The following is a 17,281-nucleotide window of genomic DNA, read 5'->3' as shown; positions in this document are numbered from 1 at the left end:
AACTCCTCTTACTCGGCTGCGCCCATGAAGTCGATGTCCTGACCAGCTTTCAGGGTCACATAAGCCTTTTTCCAATCGGAACGACGGCCTACGCGTGCACCTGCGCGCTTGGTCTTACCCTTCATGTTCAGGGTACGGACGGTCTCAACTTCGACCTCGAACAGTTTCGCAACTGCAGCTTTGACTTCCGCCTTGGTGGCATCAACAGCAACTTTGAACACGATAGTGTTCTGCTTTTCTGCGACCATGGTGCTCTTTTCAGAGATGTGCGGAGCCTTCAGAACTTTCAGCAGACGCTCTTCACGGATCATGCCAGCATCTCCTCGATTTGCTTAACTGCGTCAGCAGTCATCAGAACCTTGTCGAAAGCGATCAGGCTGACCGGGTCGATACCGGCAACGTCACGCACGTCAACTTTGTACAGGTTACGAGCAGCCAGGAACAGGTTCTCATCGACTTCAGCAGTCACGATCAGAACGTCAGTCAGTTCCATTTCTTTCAGCTTGGCGATCAGTTCTTTGGTCTTCGGCGCTTCGATGCCGAACTTCTCAACAACGATCAGGCGCTCTTGACGTACCAGCTCGGACAGGATGCTACGGATAGCGCCGCGGTACATCTTCTTGTTTACTTTCTGGCTGTGATCTTGCGGCTTAGCAGCAAAGGTCACACCACCGGAACGCCAGATGGGCGAACGGATGGAGCCAGCACGGGCACGACCAGTACCCTTCTGACGCCACGGCTTTTTGCCGCCACCAGACACTTCAGAGCGAGTCAGCTGCGCACGAGTACCCTGACGGGCACCAGCGGCATATGCAACGACAACCTGGTGAACCAGAGCTTCGTTGAATTCGCGCCCGAAGGTAGTCTCGGAAACTTCAAGAGCGCTCTTGGCGTCTTTCATTACCAATTCCATTACTATCTCCTCAGACGTTACGCTTTGACGGCAGGTTTGACGATCACGTTGCCGTTGGTTGCACCCGGTACTGCGCCTTTGATGAGCAGCAGGTTGCGTTCAGCGTCAACACGAACCAGTTCCAGGTTCTGAGTCGTTACACGCTCAGCACCCATGTGACCAGCCATCTTCTTGCCCTTGAATACACGGCCCGGGGTCTGGTTTTGACCGATGGAGCCAGGTACACGGTGGGACAGGGAGTTACCGTGGGTCATATCCTGGGTACGGAAGTTCCAGCGCTTAACAGTACCGGCAAAACCTTTACCCTTGGATGTGCCGGTAACGTCTACCAGCTTAACGTCAGCGAGAAGATCTACTTTCAGCTCGCTACCAACAGTGAAAGTTTCACCGTTGTTCAGGCGGAATTCCCACAGACCGCGACCGGCTTCTACACCAGCTTTGGCGAAGTGGCCAGCTTCCGGCTTGGTTACGCGGCTGGCTTTCTTGGCGCCAGTGGTAACCTGAATAGCGTTGTAGCCGTCGGTTTCTACAGATTTGACCTGAGTTACACGGTTAGCTTCAACTTCGATAACAGTCACCGGGATAGAAACGCCATCTTCAGTGAAGATGCGAGTCATACCCACTTTGCGACCTACAAGACCGATTGTCATTGTTATCAACCTCTTTCCGTAATTAACCCAGGCTGATCTGGACGTCTACACCAGCTGCCAGATCCAGACGCATCAGAGCGTCAACGGTCTTGTCAGTCGGTTCAACGATGTCTACCAGACGCTTGTGAGTGCGGATCTCGTACTGATCACGCGCGTCTTTGTTGACGTGCGGGGAGATCAGAACGGTGAAACGCTCTTTGCGAGTCGGCAGCGGGATAGGACCGCGAACCTGCGCGCCAGTGCGCTTAGCAGTTTCAACGATTTCCGCAGTGGATTGATCGATCAGGCGATGATCAAAAGCCTTCAGGCGGATACGGATTCTTTGGTTCTGCATTGACAGAGCTCCAATAGATAAAAGAACATAAATCAACACCGCCCGACCGAGATTACTCCCGCCAGAGGTGTGATTTTTCACGTTTCCTCCCATATCGGGAGGACTGTATGGCTGGCAACTCGTAAACGGGAAGCTCAGCAAGCAGACATATCGTCTGGCTGCCTCATGGGCAAGCGGAGGGGATTATACGGATTTTTTCCACTCACGCAAGTGAAGGCGGACAGATTGTGCGCAATGTTGTGTGGCGGATGGATCTCCAGGCGATCAAATCATCGCCCTCGGCGAGACGGTAACGACAATGTTGCAAACAGGCTGATAGACTGCGCCCTCGCCCCTGTTTGCGGAACGCATCCCATGCTCAAGAATCAGAAGAAAGCCTACCAGTACGGGCTCTGTGCCGTCGCCCTCTGGTCCACGGTGGCCAGCGCCTTCAAGATCTCCCTCGCCTACTTTGAACCAGTACAGCTGCTGCTGGTCGCCGCCAGCACCTCGACCCTGACCCTGGGATGCATCGTGGCCTGTCAGGGCAAACTGCCGCTACTGCTCGACTACATCAAGAGTCGCCCCCTCTACTACCTCGCTCTCGGGGTCCTGAACCCCTTCCTCTATTACCTGCTGCTGTTCAAGGCATATGATCTGCTGCCCGCCCAGCAGGCGCAGACTCTCAACTACACCTGGGCCATCACCCTCAGCCTGCTGGCCGTTCCCTTCCTCGGTCAAAAGCTGCGCCGCCGCGATGGCGTCGCCATCGTGCTCGGCTATTTCGGCGCCCTGGTGATCGCCACCAGGGGGGACGTGTTCGGTCTACAGTTCGACAGCCCCCTCGGCGTCACGCTGGCGCTGGTGTCGACCCTGATCTGGGCCGGTTACTGGATCCTCAACACCCGCAATCAGGGGGATCCCGTCGTCAGCCTGCTGCTCGGCTTCCTCATCAGCCTGCCCTTCATCATCGTGGCGACCTGGTTGCTCTCGGACTTTGCCATGACCGCCTGGCAGGGATGGGCCGGCGCCATCTATGTGGGGCTGTTCGAGATGGGCTTCGGTTTCGTGCTCTGGCTGATGGCCCTGCGCCACGCCACCAACACAGCCCCCATCAGCAACCTCATCTTCATCTCGCCGTTTGCCTCTCTGGTGCTGCTCAACCTGTTGATCGGCGAAACCATTCACCCGGCAACCCCCATCGGGCTGGTTCTCATCGTCGCCGCCCTGCTTATCCAGCAACTCAAATATGGCAAGCGCTACCGCAAGGTGAGCGACCCCCACTCCTGACAGACAAAGGGCGTATCCCTCGATACGCCCTGCTTTCAATCCATCCACTCCAGCGGCTGGTTCTTGGGTAGCCGGATCTCCACCTGCAAGCCCCCCAGTTCGGATCGCCCCAACCTGATGGTGCCGTGATGCTGGGAGACTATCTTGGCAACGATGGCCAGCCCCAGCCCACTCCCGCCACCGGTGCGCGCCACATTACCCTGGGTGAAGGGCTTGAGCACCCGGGAGTAGTCCTCTTCTGCAATCCCCGGGCCATTGTCGGAGAGTCGCAGCCGCACCCAGTGGCCATCATCCCTGAGCTCGGCCTGCAACCGAGTCGCACCATAGCGCAGGGAGTTGCCCGACAGATTGTTGAGGATACGGCGAATGCTGATGGGATGGCAGGCCACACGCACCGCCTCCTCCGGCAGGAGCAGCTCCACTTCCAGTCCCTGATCGGTCTGCATCAGCAACGCATCGTGAATGAGCTGGGTCAGGTCGACGGGCCGGGCATCGAGCCCCTCGTTCGGGCGAATGTAATCGATGAACTGATCAATGATGCCGTTCGACTCATCGATGTCCGCATTGATGCTCTCCTTGAGGTACTCATCCCCCGAGGACATCATCTCGGTTGCGAGACGAATGCGGGTGAGAGGGGTGCGCAAATCGTGGGATACCCCGGCCATCATCAGGTTGCGCTCCTCGATCAGCCCCTTGATGGAGCTCGACATGTGGTTGAAGGTGCGGGTCAGGCGGCGCACCTCCCGCGAGCCCTGCTCCCCCAGGGCATCGGGAAAGTTGCCGCGCGCTACCGCCACGGCCCCCGCTTCCAGATCCTCCAGCGGTCGCACCAGCTGACGGGCAAAACGCCAGGCTGCAAACAGGGTCACCACCAGCAAGACGCTCATATAGAGGATGAGCGGTTCGATGTCGTCATCTTCAATTTCCGTCAGGGGAATGCGAACCCACATCTGGCTGGCCTGGGGAGGCTGGATCCAGATGATGTAGTGATCCTGGATTTCAACTCTGACCCTGGTATCCCCTTTCAATTCGCGGCTGATGCTCTGCTCCAGATAGGGGTAGGGCTTGGAATCATTCAGCCCGTGCTGCTCCGCCTCGCTCTGGGTATAGATGTCGCTGCCAGTGGTCACATAGACCAGCGCCTCGGCATCTTCACTGAGCGCCAGCTGGTTGTTGTCCACCGGAAAGATGAGTTTGACCTGGTTTGCCAGCAGGTGGCTGATCTGCTTGACGGTCGGCGCCAGCAGGTAGTTGTAGAAGGTAACGTAGGAGACGACTTGATAGACCACCAGCACGGCAGCCAGAAACCAGAGCATACGGGAGAACATGCTGCCCACTTTCTTCATGCGTTCTCACCGTCCGGTACGAACACATACCCCAGACCCCAGACAGTCTGCAGATAGCGGGGCTGGGCCGGGTCCTGTTCCAGCAGGCGGCGCAGGCGGGAGACCTGCACATCAATGCTGCGCTCGGTGGCCGTGTACTCGCGACCACGGGCCAGGTTCATCAGCTTGTCACGGGAGAGCGGTTCGCGAGGATGACTCACCAGCACCTTGAGCACGGCGAACTCCCCGCTGGTCAGGGAAACCGGTTCGCCATCACGGCTCAGTTCACGGGTCGCCAGATTGAGTTGGTAGGCCCCGAAACTTACCATCTTCTCCGCCGCGGAAGGGGCGCCGGGCAGCTCCACGGTATGGCGGCGCAGCACGGCGCGGATCCGGGCCAGCAGCTCACGGGGGTTGAACGGCTTGGGCAGATAATCGTCGGCCCCCATCTCCAGGCCGACGATGCGATCCACTTCGTCCCCCTTGGCGGTGAGCATCAAGACAGGGATCTGGTTGCCGGCCTCGCGCAGGCGGCGGCAGATGGAGAGGCCGTCTTCCCCCGGCAGCATCAGATCAAGCACCATCAGGCTGAAGTTTTCACGCGTCAGCAGGCGATCGGCCTGCTCCCCGTTGGCGACACCTCGCACTACAAACCCCTGCTCGGTGAGGTAGCGCTCCAGCAAGGAACGCAGTTTTAGATCGTCGTCCACCACCAGGACCTTGTATTGCTGACTCATTGCCACCTCTCTTTTCTGTCTCCCCTCATACTAGAGCCGCCCCCTGCAACCACAAAGCATAAATATGTTACCGGTTATTGCCCTCATTCGGCCCCGGAGCCGGGAGGGATGGATGGCCAGCTCTGCTTTTTGCTCGACAGCGCGGCGACAATGACTAAGATCCCGAGCAACCGGATGCAATTGGCGAGGGAGTGATAACCCCATGAAAACCAAACTCATTACCCGTGAAGGCTACACCAGGCTCCGGCAGGAGCACGACATGCTCTGGCGGGAGGAGAGGCCCGATGTCACCAAAAAAGTGGCCTGGGCGGCGAGCCTGGGTGATCGCAGCGAGAATGCCGATTACCAGTACAACAAGAAACGCCTGCGGGAGATCGACCGCCGGGTTCGCTACCTGCGCAAGTGCCTGGAAGAGCTGACCATAGTCGACTACTCCCCCTCCCAGGAGGGCAAGGTCTTCTTCGGCGCCTGGGTCGAGGTAGAAAACGACGAGGGTGAGACCAAGCGCTTTCGCATCGTCGGCTATGACGAGATCTTCGGCCGCAAGGATTACATCTCCATCGACTCCCCCATGGCCCGTGCCCTGCTCAAGAAAGAGGTGGGCGATGAAGCCTTGGTGCAAACGCCAGTGGGTGACGCCTGCTGGTACGTCAATGAGATCAGCTATCCCAAATAAGCCAGGCCGACCCTGACTGCCAAATCGGCTGACAAGGCCAGGAGAGACCGAGCATGTCCGCCCACCGGGTATGAGAAACGTCATTTCTACCGGGGTGGCATCCCGCTGCCCGACCCCATATAGTGCTCACACCCGGCGCCTTGCGGCGCCAACCGGCCCGCGCGGCAGTGGCCTGGCAGGTATCTAAAGTATCGCCAGGACAGACCCCCTGCTCGGCGACATAGCCCCACGCTGGCCAGTTAGACAGGACCCGACCAAGAGACCCTCGATGCAAAGCCACGTAATAGAACATCAGATCGCCGGTGAGCTGAATGCCCGCCCGGAACAGGTGCAGGCAGCCGTTCGCCTGCTGGACGAAGGCGCGACCGTTCCCTTCATCGCCCGTTACCGCAAAGAGGTGACCGGCGGTCTGGACGACAGCCAGCTGCGTACCCTGGAGAGCCGCCTCGGCTACCTGCGTGAACTGGCGGATCGCCGCCAGGTGATCCTGCGCTCCATCGAAGAGCAGGGCAAACTGACCCCCGAACTGGCCCGCGAGCTGAACGAGGCCGACAGCAAGACCCGGCTGGAAGACCTCTACCTCCCCTACAAGCCCAAGCGGCGCACCAAGGGGCAGATGGCCATCGAGGCGGGGCTGGAGCCACTGGCGGATTTGCTGCTGGGTGACCCCATGAAGGATCCCGAACAGGAGGCGGTTCGCTTCCTCAATGCCGAGCAGGGGATCACCGACGGCAAGGCCGCCCTCGACGGTGCCCGTTACATCCTGATGGAGCGCTTCGCCGAGCAGGCCGATCTCCTTGAGAAGTTGCGGGACTACCTGTGGCACAACGCCACCCTGCGTGCCCGCGTGGTGGCCGGCAAGGAGCAGGAAGGGGCCAAGTTCAAGGACTACTTCGAACACGACGAACCCCTGCACAAGGCCCCCTCCCACCGGGTGCTGGCCATGCTGCGCGGCCGCAACGAGGGGATCCTCAACCTGGCGCTGGTTGCCGGCGACGACGAGAGCGCCAGCCCCTGCGAAGGGATCATCGCCCATCACCTCAGGCTCAACCTGCAACACCGCCCGGCCGACAAGTGGCTGCAGGGGGTGGTGAGCTGGACCTGGAAGATCAAGCTATCGCTCCAGATGGAGACCGAGCTCATCGGCCGCATCCGCGAGTCGGCAGAAGAGGAGGCGATCAAGGTATTCGCCATGAACCTCAAGGATCTGCTGATGGCGGCGCCGGCCGGCATGCGCTGCACCATGGGGCTGGATCCGGGCATCCGCACCGGGGTCAAGGTGGCGGTGGTGGATGCCACCGGCAAGCTGGTCGATCACGCGACCATCTATCCGTTCGAACCCAAACGCCAGGTTGACCAGAGTCTCAAGACCCTGAGCGAGCTGTGCCAGAAGCACAAGGTCGAGCTCATCAGCATCGGCAACGGCACCGCATCCCGGGAAACCGACCGCCTGGTGAGCGATCTGTTCGAGCGCTACCCGGCCGCCAAGGCGCAGAAGATTGTGGTGAGTGAAGCGGGGGCATCGGTCTACTCCGCCTCCGAGCTCGCCTCCCAAGAATTCCCGGATCTCGACGTCTCCATTCGTGGCGCCGTCTCCATCGCTCGCCGGCTGCAGGATCCGCTGGCCGAACTGGTCAAGATCGACCCCAAGAGCATAGGTGTCGGTCAGTACCAGCACGATGTCGGCCAGAGCCAGCTGGCCCGCCGCCTCGACGCGGTGGTCGAGGATTGCGTGAACGCGGTGGGGGTGGATGTGAATACCGCCTCGGTCGCCCTGCTCAACCGGGTTTCCGGCCTCTCCCAGACCCTGGCCCAGAACATCGTCGCCTACCGCGACGAGAACGGCGCCTTCCAGCATCGTCAGCAGCTGCTGAAAGTAAGCCGACTCGGGCCCAAGGCATTCGAGCAGTGCGCCGGCTTCCTGCGCATTCGGGGCGGCAGCAACCCGCTGGACGGCTCGGCGGTGCACCCGGAATCCTACCCGGTGGTGGAGCGGATCCTCGCCAAGCTGGAGCAGACCGTCGACAGCCTGCTCGGCAACAGCAGCCTGCTGCGCACCCTCAAGCCCACCGACTACACCGATGAGCAGTTCGGGGTGCCTACCGTCACCGACATCATCGGTGAGCTGGACAAGCCAGGCCGCGACCCGCGCCCCGAGTTCAAGACCGCCACCTTCAAGGAAGGGGTGGAGAAAATCAGCGATCTGGTGCCCGAGATGGTGCTGGAGGGTGTGGTCACCAACGTCACCAACTTCGGCGCCTTCGTCGACATCGGCGTCCATCAGGACGGGCTGGTGCACATTTCTTCCCTCACCGATCGCTTCGTCAAGGATCCCCGCGAGGTGGTCAAGGCCGGTGACATCGTCCGGGTAAAGGTGCTGGAAGTCGACGTACCGCGCAAACGCATCAGTCTGACCATGCGTCTGGATGAAAAAGCCGGCCAGCCTGCCCGCAAACCGGCCGAGCCGCGTCACACCGGCAACACCCGACCGAAACAGGCGCCCCGTCAGAGCACTCCGACCGAGGGTGCCATGGGCAACGCCTTCGCGGCTGCCCTGTCGAAACTGAAGAAATAAGCCCCCAGAATGCAAAAAAGCCCCGAAAGGGGCTTTTTCATGCCTGCACGGAGCGGGATCAGACGTCCTGACTCAGGCTATGCGGGGAGGCCGACCTCACCGCTTGCTGATAGTGCCTGGCAATCACCTGGTTTCGATTGTCCATATAAGCACCGAGCGGGCCTGTGGTTTCCTGCCTGAGGGTCATCAGATCCTTGCGGGCCTGTGCCTCCTTGCCAGAGGCGGCACGGGCCACACTCATGTCTTGTGACGATGGTTCATCGGGAGCCAGTGCTGCGGCACGCACCTGCTGCATCTTGGCGATGGTCGCGGCGGGATCCCCGGGAATGGTCCCCATGTCGATGACCACCTCCCCCCCGGTGGCATAACGCTTGCCATCCGGCCCACGGGAAAACTGGTAGGTAGGGCTTCCCGCATGCTCGCCGCCGGCTGCCTGGTGCGCCTGCTCGTGCTTGCGAACTTCGAGATCCCGTTCGACCAGCGCAGCCACCTGACGCTGCTGCTGCTTTTGCTGCTCCTGCTGTTCACCCTCCTGACGTTGTCGACGCTCCCCCTCCTCCCCCGTTGCCTCGACAAAACGGTGCGCCACCATCACGGGGCCGGTCTGGCCGTTCTCTTTCGTGGACGAGGATGGGGCGGCGGGATTGGCCTGGGCGGCCCGGGATCTCTCTTTCTGGGAACCGACGCCGGACTCGGCGTTGGACGCTTCGCTCTGGCGGCTGGGGGGCACCAGTTCTGCGCGGCGGTTGTCAGTCTGTGCCGATTCCGTCTGCGGCTGCAGTTGATTCGGGATGATGGTCGGCAGACTGACGTTGATGTTCATGTCACACCCGGATATCGATCAGGGTGCCCAGCATGTCGCTGGCCGTCTGGATCACCTTGGCGGATGCCCCGGCATGCAGCTCGGCCACCTTGAGATTCACCAGTTCATCCGGCAACTGCACCTGATCACCCGCTGGCGTATTGAGACGGGCGATCTGGCTGGAAGCCTGGCCCGCCAACTGCTCGGCCCGTTGGAACCCCTGCACGCCTGCCGTCATGGCTGATTCGATACGCATTGGCACACTCCTCTGTAGGGTTGGCTAATTATCCATCAACCTGACGAGTTATTGAAGCCTGCCGCTCAAATCTCAGTCAATGAACTGCCGCAGGAGGGTGATGAACTGCTCTGGATGGGAGATGAAGGGGGCATGGGATGCCTTCTCCAGCACCAGACTGTGGCTGGCAGGGTAACGCGCATCCAGCAAGGGAATGGCGGCCTTCGGCACCAGGGTATCCAGCCTGCCGTAAAGACGCTGCCAGGGCAGATCCAGGCCGATCAGTTCATCCCGCAGATCGACCTCGGCCAGCAGGCCCAGACCCGCCTCCAGGGCCGCAAGCCGGGGAGCGGGTCGCTCCGCCAGCCAGTGACGCAACTGGCGAATGTCGTTTCTGGCATGCTCGCTGCCCATGGCCTGGATCGCGAGGAAGCGCTCTATGGTCTGCATGAAGTCGCCGGCCAGCATCTGGTTGAACCCCGCCAGCACCTTGGGGGCAATCCCGGGCCACTCGTCGCGGGCCATGAAGCAGGGAGAACTGGCTACGGTAATGAGAGAGTGAAGGCGTTCAGGCATGGTCAGCGCCAACTGACTCGCCACCAGACCACCGAGGGACCAGCCGAGTAGATGGCATTTTTCAGGCAATATGGCCGCCACCTGCTCTGCCAGCCAGGGCAGGGTGTAGTCTGTCCCTGCTTGCAGGGGGCTGTTGCCAAAGCCGGGCAGGTCCACCAGATGCAGCCGATAGTGGGCAGCCAGTTCTTGGGCAATACCGTGCCAGACGGCCCCGTTCATGCCCCAGCCATGCAACAACACCAGGTCCGGGCCCTGGCCAAACCGCTCAACCGATACGCTCATCTAGACTCAAGATCCCTGTTTATCTGCTTGGAGCCTGCATGTTAAAGCGGCTGCTCGCCAAAGCAAGTCCGATCCTTGGCACCCAGTCCGACTGGCTCGGTCTGTGCCTGCTCTGTCGCCAGCCCTGTGACGAGACGCCTTTGTTGTGCTCCTGGTGCCGCCACGCCCAGCGCCAACACGACAGACGATGCCTGATGTGTGCAGCACCGCTGCCGGAGCAACATCGCGAGAGCGAACTGCTGTGCGGACGATGCCAGCGCAGACCCGCCCCCTGGGAGCGTTTGCAGGTGATCGGCGATTATCAGGCACCTTATGCCCAGCTCATCCCCCGGCTGAAGTATTCCGGTCAGATCCTGCTCGCGCCGCTGCTTGCCCGCCTGCTGGCAGACCATCTGGACCTCGCCAGTCCGCCGCAGGTCATCATTCCGGTTCCCCTGCACTGGTGGCGCCAGTGGTGGCGCGGCTTCAATCAGGCAGAAGAAATCGGCCATGCCCTGAGCGCACTCACCGGCATTCCTTGCGACACCCGCGTACTGCGCCGGACAAGGTCGACCCCGCAACAGACCCGGCTCAGTGCCGGCCAGCGGCGACGCAATCTGCGTGGCGCCTTCGAAATAGAACATCACCACTACCGGCATGTGGCACTGCTCGACGACGTAGTCACCACGGGAGCCACGGCCGGTCAGCTCACCCGGTTGCTCCATGAGAGCGGCATCATAAAGGTGGAGGTGTGGGCCATCTGCCGCACCCTCAGGCACCCCAGATAGCCTTGCAGTGAGCCGGCCAGAGAGGCCTGTGGCGGCAGGATTCCAATACGCTCGCGCTCACAAGCTCACCATCTGCACGCTACCCAAGCCCCGCCAAGCGCGTTATCATGAATACCCTAGTCGTACACTCAGGTTTATGAGGATAGTGATGATCAGCATTTCCGACACCGCCCAGGCCCACTTCCGCAAGTTGCTGGAGAAGCAGCCTGATGGCACCAACATCCGGGTGTTTGTGGTCAATCCGGGAACCCAGAATGCCGAGTGCGGCGTATCCTATTGCCCACCCGACGCGGTCGACCCGGAAGATCAGCACCTGCCTTTCAGCGGCTTCGACTGCCTGGTCGATCCCCTGAGCGCCCCCTTCCTGGTGGACGCCACCATCGATTTCGTCACCGATCAGATGGGCTCCCAGCTCACCCTGAAAGCCCCGAACGCCAAGATGCGCAAGGTGGCCGACGACGCTCCGCTGATCGACCGCATCGAGTACGTGCTGATGTCCGAGGTGAACCCCATGCTGGCCGGTCACGGCGGCAAGGTCACCCTGGTCGAGCTGACCGAGGACAAGCTGGCCATCCTGCAATTTGGCGGCGGTTGCAACGGTTGCTCCATGGTCGACTACACCCTGAAAGAGGGGATCGAGAAGCAGTTGCTGGAGAAATTCCCGGGCGAGCTCAACGGTGTGAAAGATGCCACCGAACACCAGCGTGGCGACCACTCCTACTACTGATTGGCCGTCTTGCGGCAAAGAAAAGGCCCCGCCAGCTGGCGGGGCCTTTTGCATTCTGCGGCTGGCAGATCACTCGTCCTTCTTGTCTCGCGACAGCAGGGCGATGGCTGCCTCTTTCGGGTTCTTGCCCTCGTAGAGCACCTTGAAGATCTGTTCGCAGATGGGCATCTCGACGCCACAGCGGGCCGCCAGCAGATGTACTTCCTTGGTGTTGCGATAGCCTTCCACCACCTGGCCTATCTCGGCCATGGCGGTGTCAACCGACTTGCCCGCTCCCAGCGCCAGACCAAAACGGCGGTTGCGCGACTGGTTGTCGGTACAGGTCAACACCAGATCCCCGAGCCCCGCCATCCCCATGAAGGTCTTGGCGTCGGCCCCGAGGGCGGCGCCCAGACGCTGCATCTCCACCAGGCCCCGAGTGATGAGCGCAGTTCTGGCGTTGGCGCCAAAGCCGAGTCCGTCAGAGAGACCGGCACCGATGGCGATGACGTTCTTGACCGCCCCGCCCAGCTGCAGACCGATGAAGTCCGGATTGGTATAGACCCGGAACGAGCGGCCGCAGTGCAGCAGGTGGGAGAGATCGTCGGCAAAGTCGTCGTGGGTCGAGGCCACCGAGATGGCGGTCGGCAGACCGGCGGCCAGCTCGCGGGCGAAGGTCGGGCCCGAGATGACCGCCAGTGGAATGGCATCCCCCAGCACCTCCCGCGCCACCTCTTGCAGCAGACGGCCGCTGTCCGGCTCCAGCCCCTTGGTGGCCCAGGCGATCCGGGTATCCGGGCGCAGGAAGGGTTTGACCCGGGCCAGTACCTGGCCGAACACATGACTCGGCACCACCAGCAGCAGCACGGGAGCGGCTTGCACCGCCGCCTGCAGATCCGACGTCAGTTGCAGATCGGCCGGGAAGGGGACATCCGGCAAGAATGCCTTGTTGCAGCGATCCTGTTCCAGCTCGGCGACATGGGCAGGGTCGTGACCCCACAGCAGGGTCGGATGACCATTGCGCGCCAGAGAAATGGCAAGGGCGGAGCCATAAGACCCCGCCCCCAGGACCGAGATTGCGATCTGGTCGGCCATTATCAGGCTTCCGCAGTCGCCTGCTGGGCCTGTACCTGCGCCATGTGCTGGGCGAACAGGGCGTCGAAGTTGACCGGTGCCAGGTTCAGCTGCGGGAAGGAACCCTTGCTCACCAGGTTGGACACCGCTTCGCGGGCATACGGGAACAGGATGTTCGGGCAGAAGGCCGCCAGGCAGTGGGCCAGTTGCGGCTCAGGCAGGTTGCCGATGGTGAAGATGCCGGCTTGCTGCACTTCGCACAGGAAGGCGGTCTCGGTTTCCAGCTTGCAGGTGACGGTCAGGGTCAGCACCACTTCATAGACGCTGTCGGCCAGGACATTGGTCTTGGTGTCCATGTCCAGCTTGACGTCCGGCTGCCACTCTTTCTGGAAGATGTGCGGAGTATTCGGGGCTTCGAAGGAAACATCCTTGGTGTAGACACGCTGGATGTGGAATTCCGGTTGCACTTCCTGGTTGTTGATTTCGTCAGCCATTTCGTTTGATTCCTTTTTAAGATAATGAGTGGGCGCAGGCCCTTAAATCAGCGTTTTTTGGTCACCGGCAGATTGTCTGCACGCCATTGGGCCATGCCACCGCTGAGCACATACACCTGCTTGAAACCGGCCTTGCTCAGTTGGCGACCCGCGCCACCAGCGGTCATCCCCGACTCGCACACCACTATGATGGGGGCATCCTTGTGCTTTTCAACCGGACCCAGATTATTCGCCTGGATCTGGGCGAGCGGCAGGTGATGGGCCCCGGCCAGATGACCCTTGGCAAATTCATCCTGACTGCGAATGTCCACGACGGTGGCGTTTTCACGGTTGATAAGCAGGGTAGCGGCGTGGTTGTTGACCGCCTTCACCGGAGAAAAACGAGCACGCACAGTGGTATACACCAGGGTGCCTGCCAGGCCCAACCAGGCTGCGGTCAGCAGCGGATTGCGGGCCGCGAAATCCAAATACTCTTGCATCTTCTACTATCCAGGGACCAAGACAAGGGCCCGAGTATACATGGGGCCCTGCATAAGATCAGCCATCTTGGCGGCAAAGCGAGAGCAAGCTCCCATCAGGGATGGCTGCCGATTCTTCCTCCTCCAACCGGGCAGAACGAGAGGATGTGCCATGCCGAAAAGAGGGGGGAAACAGAGGAAACCCCGCCGCGGCAGACAAGCCGGCAACATGCCTAAAACAGCGGGATAACAGTTAAAAAGCGAGGCTGGAGAGGGACTTGGCTATCAGGTGACTATTTCGGCAGATGTAGTAATATTACGCTAGTTTCACTTCCCGCAATTCATTCCTATCCGAGAGGACATAGCCTTATGTCAACAGCTAAGAAACCGCTGGTTCTGGTCATCATGGACGGTTGGGGCTACAGCACCAAGCAAGAGTACAACGCCGTTGCTGCTGCCAAGACCCCCAATCTGGATCGCCTGGCCCGTGACTACACCAGCACCCTGATCTCCGGCTCCGGCCTGGACGTGGGTCTGCCGGACGGCCAGATGGGCAACTCCGAAGTGGGCCACACCAACATCGGTGCCGGTCGCGTCGTCTATCAGGAGCTGACCCGCATCTCCAAGGACATCCAGGACGGCGACTTCTTCCAGAACGTCGAGCTGGCCAAGGCTGTCGACGCTGCCGTGACCAAGGGCAAGGCCGTGCACATCATGGGTCTGATGTCCCCGGGTGGCGTACACAGCCACGAAGAGCACATCATGGGCATGATCGAGATGGCCGCCAAGCGTGGCGCCGAGCAGATCTACTTCCACGCCTTCCTGGATGGCCGCGACGTCCCGCCGCGCAGTGCCCAGTCCTCCATCGAGCTGTTCGACGCCCTGTTTGCCCGACTGGGCAAGGGTCGTTTCGCCTCCATGATCGGTCGTTACTACGCCATGGACCGCGACAACCGCTGGGATCGCGTGCAGCAGGCCTATGACCTGATGACCCAGGGCAAGGGCGAATTCACCGCCGACAACGCCACCGACGCGCTGGCCGCTGCCTATGCCCGCGACGAGAACGACGAGTTCGTCAAGGCCACCCGCATCGGCGACGCTGCACCGATGATCGACGGCGACGCGCTGATCTTCATGAACTTCCGTGCCGACCGCGCCCGCGAAATCACCCGCGCCTTCGTCGATACCGACTTCACCGGCTTCGCCCGCACCGCCACCCCGGCCCTGCACTTCGTGATGCTGACCGAATACGCGGCCGACATCAAAACCGCCTGCGCCTATCCGCCCACCGCCCTGGTCAATACCCTGGGTGAGTGGCTGGCCAAGCAGGGCAAGACCCAGCTGCGCATCTCCGAGACCGAGAAGTACGCCCACGTCACCTTCTTCTTCAACGGTGGCGAAGAGGCCTGCTTCAGCGGCGAAGATCGCGAAATCGTGGCGAGCCCGAAAGTGGCTACCTATGACCTGCAGCCGGAGATGAGCTCCGAAGAGCTGACCGACAAGCTGGTTGCGGCCATCAAGAGCGGCAAGTACGACGTCATCATCTGCAACTACCCGAACGGCGACATGGTCGGTCACACCGGCGTGTTCGATGCGGCCGTCAAAGCCTGTGAAGCGGTCGACCACTGCATCGGTCGCGTCACCGACGCCCTGGCGGAAGTGGGTGGCGAGTGCCTCATCACCGCAGACCATGGCAACGCCGAGAAGATGATGGACGAAGAGACTGGTCAGGCCCACACCGCCCACACCAATCTGCCGGTTCCCCTCATCTACTTCGGTCGTAAAGCCGAGGTCGCCGAAGGTGGCAAACTGTCCGATCTGGCCCCCACCATGCTGACCCTGATGGGTCTGCCGGTGCCGCCGGAAATGACTGGCAAGCCCCTGATGATTCTGAAATAATCCTGCCCCATGCGGGGATGCGAAATTATTTCACAGAAAACCAGTCGCGTCGGCCTGTTGGCCGGCGCGCTGTTTTTTTGCCTGATCGGCGGTACCGGCACAGCCCAGGCTGCGAACCAGCAGCTGGGGGCCATGCAGTCCCAGATCAAGGAACAGCAACAGACCCTCAAGCTCAGCAAGCAGGAGCTTGCCAAGCTCAACACCCAGCTCAAGGCTGACGAGCAGGCCATTTCGGCTGCCGCCGCCAAACTCGAGCAGACCAGACAGCAACTCCGGCAGAACCAGCAGAAGCTGGCGTCCCTGCAGCAGGACAAGCTGGCACTGGAGCAACAAGCAAAACATCAGAAACAGTTGCTGGCCAAGCAGGCGGAAAGCGCCTTCCAGGCGGGCAACCACGATTACCTCAAACTGCTGCTCAACCAGCAGGATCCGGCCAAGCTGAGCCGCGCCCTCGACTACTTCGACTACCTCAACAAGGCCCGCATCGAGGCCATTGAAGCCCTGCGCGCCACCCGTGACAAGCTGGCCAAGAACCAGCAGGCCACCAGAGAGACCGAGAACCGCCTCCAGACCCTGCTCGGCGAGCAGCAGGAGCATCACCAGAGCCTGCTGGCCAGCCAGCAGAGCCGTGCCAAGGTGCGCAACCAGTTGCAGCAATCGGTGCAGGCCGACGAGCAGAAGCTCGACAAGCTGGTCAAGGCGGAGAAAGCGCTCAAGGCGCGGCTGGAAGAGCTGCGTCGCCAGCAGGAAGAAAAGGAACGCCGCGAACGGGCCGAGCGGGAGCGCCTTGCCAAGATCAAGGCCGAGCAGGAGCGCCAGCGCCGTCTGGAGGCCCAGCGCCTGGCAGCCGAACAGAAACGCATCGAGGAGCAGCAGCGGATCGCGGCCCAGCAGCGCCAGGTCGGCGAACAGCAGCGGCTGGCGGCCCAGCAGCAACGCGTCGCTGAACAGCAGGCCAAGGTGGCGCAGCAGCAAGCGGCCGCCCGCAACAGCGCCAAGGCAAGCAGCAACGGCTACGGCGGTCTGAGCACGGGTGGCAACCTGCGCTGGCCGGTGCAGGGCCCCATCCTCATCTCCTACGGCTCGCCACGTACCGCCGAGCTGAAGTGGAAGGGCACCCTGATCGGCGCCAGCGAAGGGACCCAGGTCAAGGCGGTGGCACCGGGCCAGGTGGTCTACGCCGACTGGCTCGACGGCTTCGGCATGCTGCTGGTCATCGACCATGGCAAGGGCTACATGAGCCTCTACGGCCACAACCAGTCGCTGCTGCGACAGGTGGGACAAAAGGTGGAGCAGGGTGAGCCCGTGGCCCTGGTCGGCGACAGCGGCGGACAGGAGCGCTCCGGCCTCTACTTCGAGATCCGCTATCAGGGCGAGGCCATCAACCCGACCAAGTGGCTGGCCAGACGCTAAGCCCGCCTTGTCGGTGCCCGAGTGGAGTCCGCTACCTCATCCCCAGCCCTTCTCCCGCGAGGGGAGCAGGGAGCAAAAGACAGCAACACCGCGTCG

General features: G+C 61.3%; 19 protein-coding genes. 7 read left to right on the top strand and 12 right to left on the bottom strand.

Features of this window, described 5'->3' with window-relative positions:
* Positions 1 to 8: 8 nt before the first annotated feature.
* Genes rplW through rpsJ form a run of 4 tightly spaced genes read right to left on the bottom strand, consistent with a single transcriptional unit; the run spans position 9 to position 1,897 of the window.
* A complete protein-coding gene (gene rplW / locus MUW49_RS09270; RefSeq protein WP_342690021.1) occupies positions 9 to 308 on the bottom strand; it encodes a 50S ribosomal protein L23 in 300 nt (99 codons plus the stop codon).
* A complete protein-coding gene (gene rplD, locus MUW49_RS09265) occupies positions 308 to 913 on the bottom strand; it encodes a 50S ribosomal protein L4 (protein ID WP_005340616.1) in 606 nt (201 codons plus the stop codon). The genes rplW and rplD overlap by 1 nt, the downstream gene beginning before the upstream one ends.
* Positions 914 to 930: 17 nt before the next feature.
* Positions 931 to 1,563 (bottom strand): 50S ribosomal protein L3, encoded by a 633-nt coding sequence (rplC, locus tag MUW49_RS09260; RefSeq protein ID WP_010672559.1) that lies wholly within the window; start codon positions 1,561 to 1,563, stop codon positions 931 to 933.
* 22 nt (positions 1,564 to 1,585) lie between these two features.
* Positions 1,586 to 1,897, bottom strand: a complete 312-nt coding sequence (gene rpsJ / locus MUW49_RS09255; RefSeq protein WP_005307944.1) for a 30S ribosomal protein S10 — start codon at positions 1,895 to 1,897, stop codon at positions 1,586 to 1,588.
* A gap of 354 nt (positions 1,898 to 2,251) precedes the next feature.
* On the opposite strand from rpsJ, the gene MUW49_RS09250 reads away from it, so the two are divergent.
* Positions 2,252 to 3,166, top strand: coding sequence for a DMT family transporter (locus MUW49_RS09250; RefSeq protein ID WP_244812652.1), 915 nt, complete (start codon positions 2,252 to 2,254; stop codon positions 3,164 to 3,166).
* 35 nt (positions 3,167 to 3,201) lie between these two features.
* Here the strand turns inward: MUW49_RS09250 and envZ are convergent, their stop codons facing one another.
* A complete protein-coding gene (envZ, locus tag MUW49_RS09245) occupies positions 3,202 to 4,512 on the bottom strand; it encodes a two-component system sensor histidine kinase EnvZ (RefSeq protein ID WP_010672557.1) in 1,311 nt (436 codons plus the stop codon).
* Entirely contained in the window at positions 4,509 to 5,228 is a 720-nt protein-coding gene (gene ompR, locus MUW49_RS09240) for a two-component system response regulator OmpR (RefSeq protein ID WP_103858161.1), read from the bottom strand. Before ompR ends, envZ begins: the two co-directional genes overlap by 4 nt.
* A gap of 202 nt (positions 5,229 to 5,430) precedes the next feature.
* Here ompR and greB point away from each other — a divergent pair, with 202 nt between their 5' ends.
* Together greB and MUW49_RS09230 are read left to right on the top strand one after the other, a co-directional pair.
* Positions 5,431 to 5,904: a transcription elongation factor GreB gene (gene greB / locus MUW49_RS09235; protein ID WP_045522388.1), complete on the top strand. Its 474-nt coding sequence runs from the start codon at positions 5,431 to 5,433 to the stop codon at positions 5,902 to 5,904.
* 268 nt (positions 5,905 to 6,172) lie between these two features.
* On the top strand, positions 6,173 to 8,479 hold the full coding sequence (locus tag MUW49_RS09230; RefSeq protein WP_244812651.1) for a Tex family protein: 2,307 nt from the start codon (positions 6,173 to 6,175) through the stop codon (positions 8,477 to 8,479).
* Positions 8,480 to 8,537: 58 nt separating this feature from the next.
* Here the strand turns inward: MUW49_RS09230 and MUW49_RS09225 are convergent, their stop codons facing one another.
* The 3 genes from MUW49_RS09225 to bioH form a co-directional block, all read right to left on the bottom strand.
* Complete coding sequence (locus MUW49_RS09225; RefSeq protein ID WP_182976163.1) at positions 8,538 to 9,302, bottom strand: putative metalloprotease CJM1_0395 family protein; 765 nt, start codon at positions 9,300 to 9,302, stop codon at positions 8,538 to 8,540.
* Position 9,303: 1 nt separating this feature from the next.
* Positions 9,304 to 9,537, bottom strand: coding sequence for a hypothetical protein (locus tag MUW49_RS09220; RefSeq protein WP_010672552.1), 234 nt, complete (start codon positions 9,535 to 9,537; stop codon positions 9,304 to 9,306).
* Between the two features lie 72 nt (positions 9,538 to 9,609).
* The gene (bioH, locus tag MUW49_RS09215; RefSeq protein ID WP_134996703.1) at positions 9,610 to 10,374 is read right to left on the bottom strand and encodes a pimeloyl-ACP methyl ester esterase BioH; all 765 of its coding nucleotides are present in this window, start codon (positions 10,372 to 10,374) and stop codon (positions 9,610 to 9,612) included.
* A 38-nt stretch (positions 10,375 to 10,412) separates the two neighbouring features.
* Here bioH and MUW49_RS09210 point away from each other — a divergent pair, with 38 nt between their 5' ends.
* Complete coding sequence (locus MUW49_RS09210) at positions 10,413 to 11,141, top strand: ComF family protein (protein WP_134996702.1); 729 nt, start codon at positions 10,413 to 10,415, stop codon at positions 11,139 to 11,141.
* A 148-nt stretch (positions 11,142 to 11,289) separates the two neighbouring features.
* On the top strand, positions 11,290 to 11,868 hold the full coding sequence (nfuA, locus tag MUW49_RS09205; protein ID WP_011704302.1) for a Fe-S biogenesis protein NfuA: 579 nt from the start codon (positions 11,290 to 11,292) through the stop codon (positions 11,866 to 11,868).
* Between the two features lie 69 nt (positions 11,869 to 11,937).
* Here nfuA and gpsA read toward each other — a convergent pair whose 3' ends face one another.
* Genes gpsA through MUW49_RS09190 form a run of 3 tightly spaced genes read right to left on the bottom strand, consistent with a single transcriptional unit; the run spans position 11,938 to position 13,894 of the window.
* Complete coding sequence (gene gpsA / locus MUW49_RS09200; RefSeq protein WP_010672548.1) at positions 11,938 to 12,942, bottom strand: NAD(P)H-dependent glycerol-3-phosphate dehydrogenase; 1,005 nt, start codon at positions 12,940 to 12,942, stop codon at positions 11,938 to 11,940.
* A gap of 2 nt (positions 12,943 to 12,944) precedes the next feature.
* Positions 12,945 to 13,415 carry a protein-export chaperone SecB gene (gene secB / locus MUW49_RS09195; RefSeq protein ID WP_010672547.1) on the bottom strand — a complete coding sequence of 157 codons (471 nt, stop codon included), beginning with the start codon at positions 13,413 to 13,415 and terminating at the stop codon, positions 12,945 to 12,947.
* 47 nt (positions 13,416 to 13,462) lie between these two features.
* On the bottom strand, positions 13,463 to 13,894 hold the full coding sequence (locus MUW49_RS09190; RefSeq protein WP_010672546.1) for a rhodanese-like domain-containing protein: 432 nt from the start codon (positions 13,892 to 13,894) through the stop codon (positions 13,463 to 13,465).
* A 348-nt stretch (positions 13,895 to 14,242) separates the two neighbouring features.
* On the opposite strand from MUW49_RS09190, the gene gpmM reads away from it, so the two are divergent.
* Both gpmM and MUW49_RS09180 read left to right on the top strand, forming a co-directional pair.
* The gene (gpmM, locus tag MUW49_RS09185; RefSeq protein ID WP_043153519.1) at positions 14,243 to 15,772 is read left to right on the top strand and encodes a 2,3-bisphosphoglycerate-independent phosphoglycerate mutase; all 1,530 of its coding nucleotides are present in this window, start codon (positions 14,243 to 14,245) and stop codon (positions 15,770 to 15,772) included.
* Positions 15,773 to 15,781: 9 nt separating this feature from the next.
* Positions 15,782 to 17,185, top strand: a complete 1,404-nt coding sequence (locus MUW49_RS09180; protein WP_039039497.1) for a peptidoglycan DD-metalloendopeptidase family protein — start codon at positions 15,782 to 15,784, stop codon at positions 17,183 to 17,185.
* Positions 17,186 to 17,281 lie beyond the last annotated feature (96 nt).

The organism is Aeromonas sp. LsrichE-8G, from assembly GCF_022869435.1.
Classification (GTDB): domain Bacteria; phylum Pseudomonadota; class Gammaproteobacteria; order Enterobacterales; family Aeromonadaceae; genus Aeromonas; species Aeromonas caviae.
This window is presented reverse-complemented; position numbering and strand designations above follow the sequence as displayed.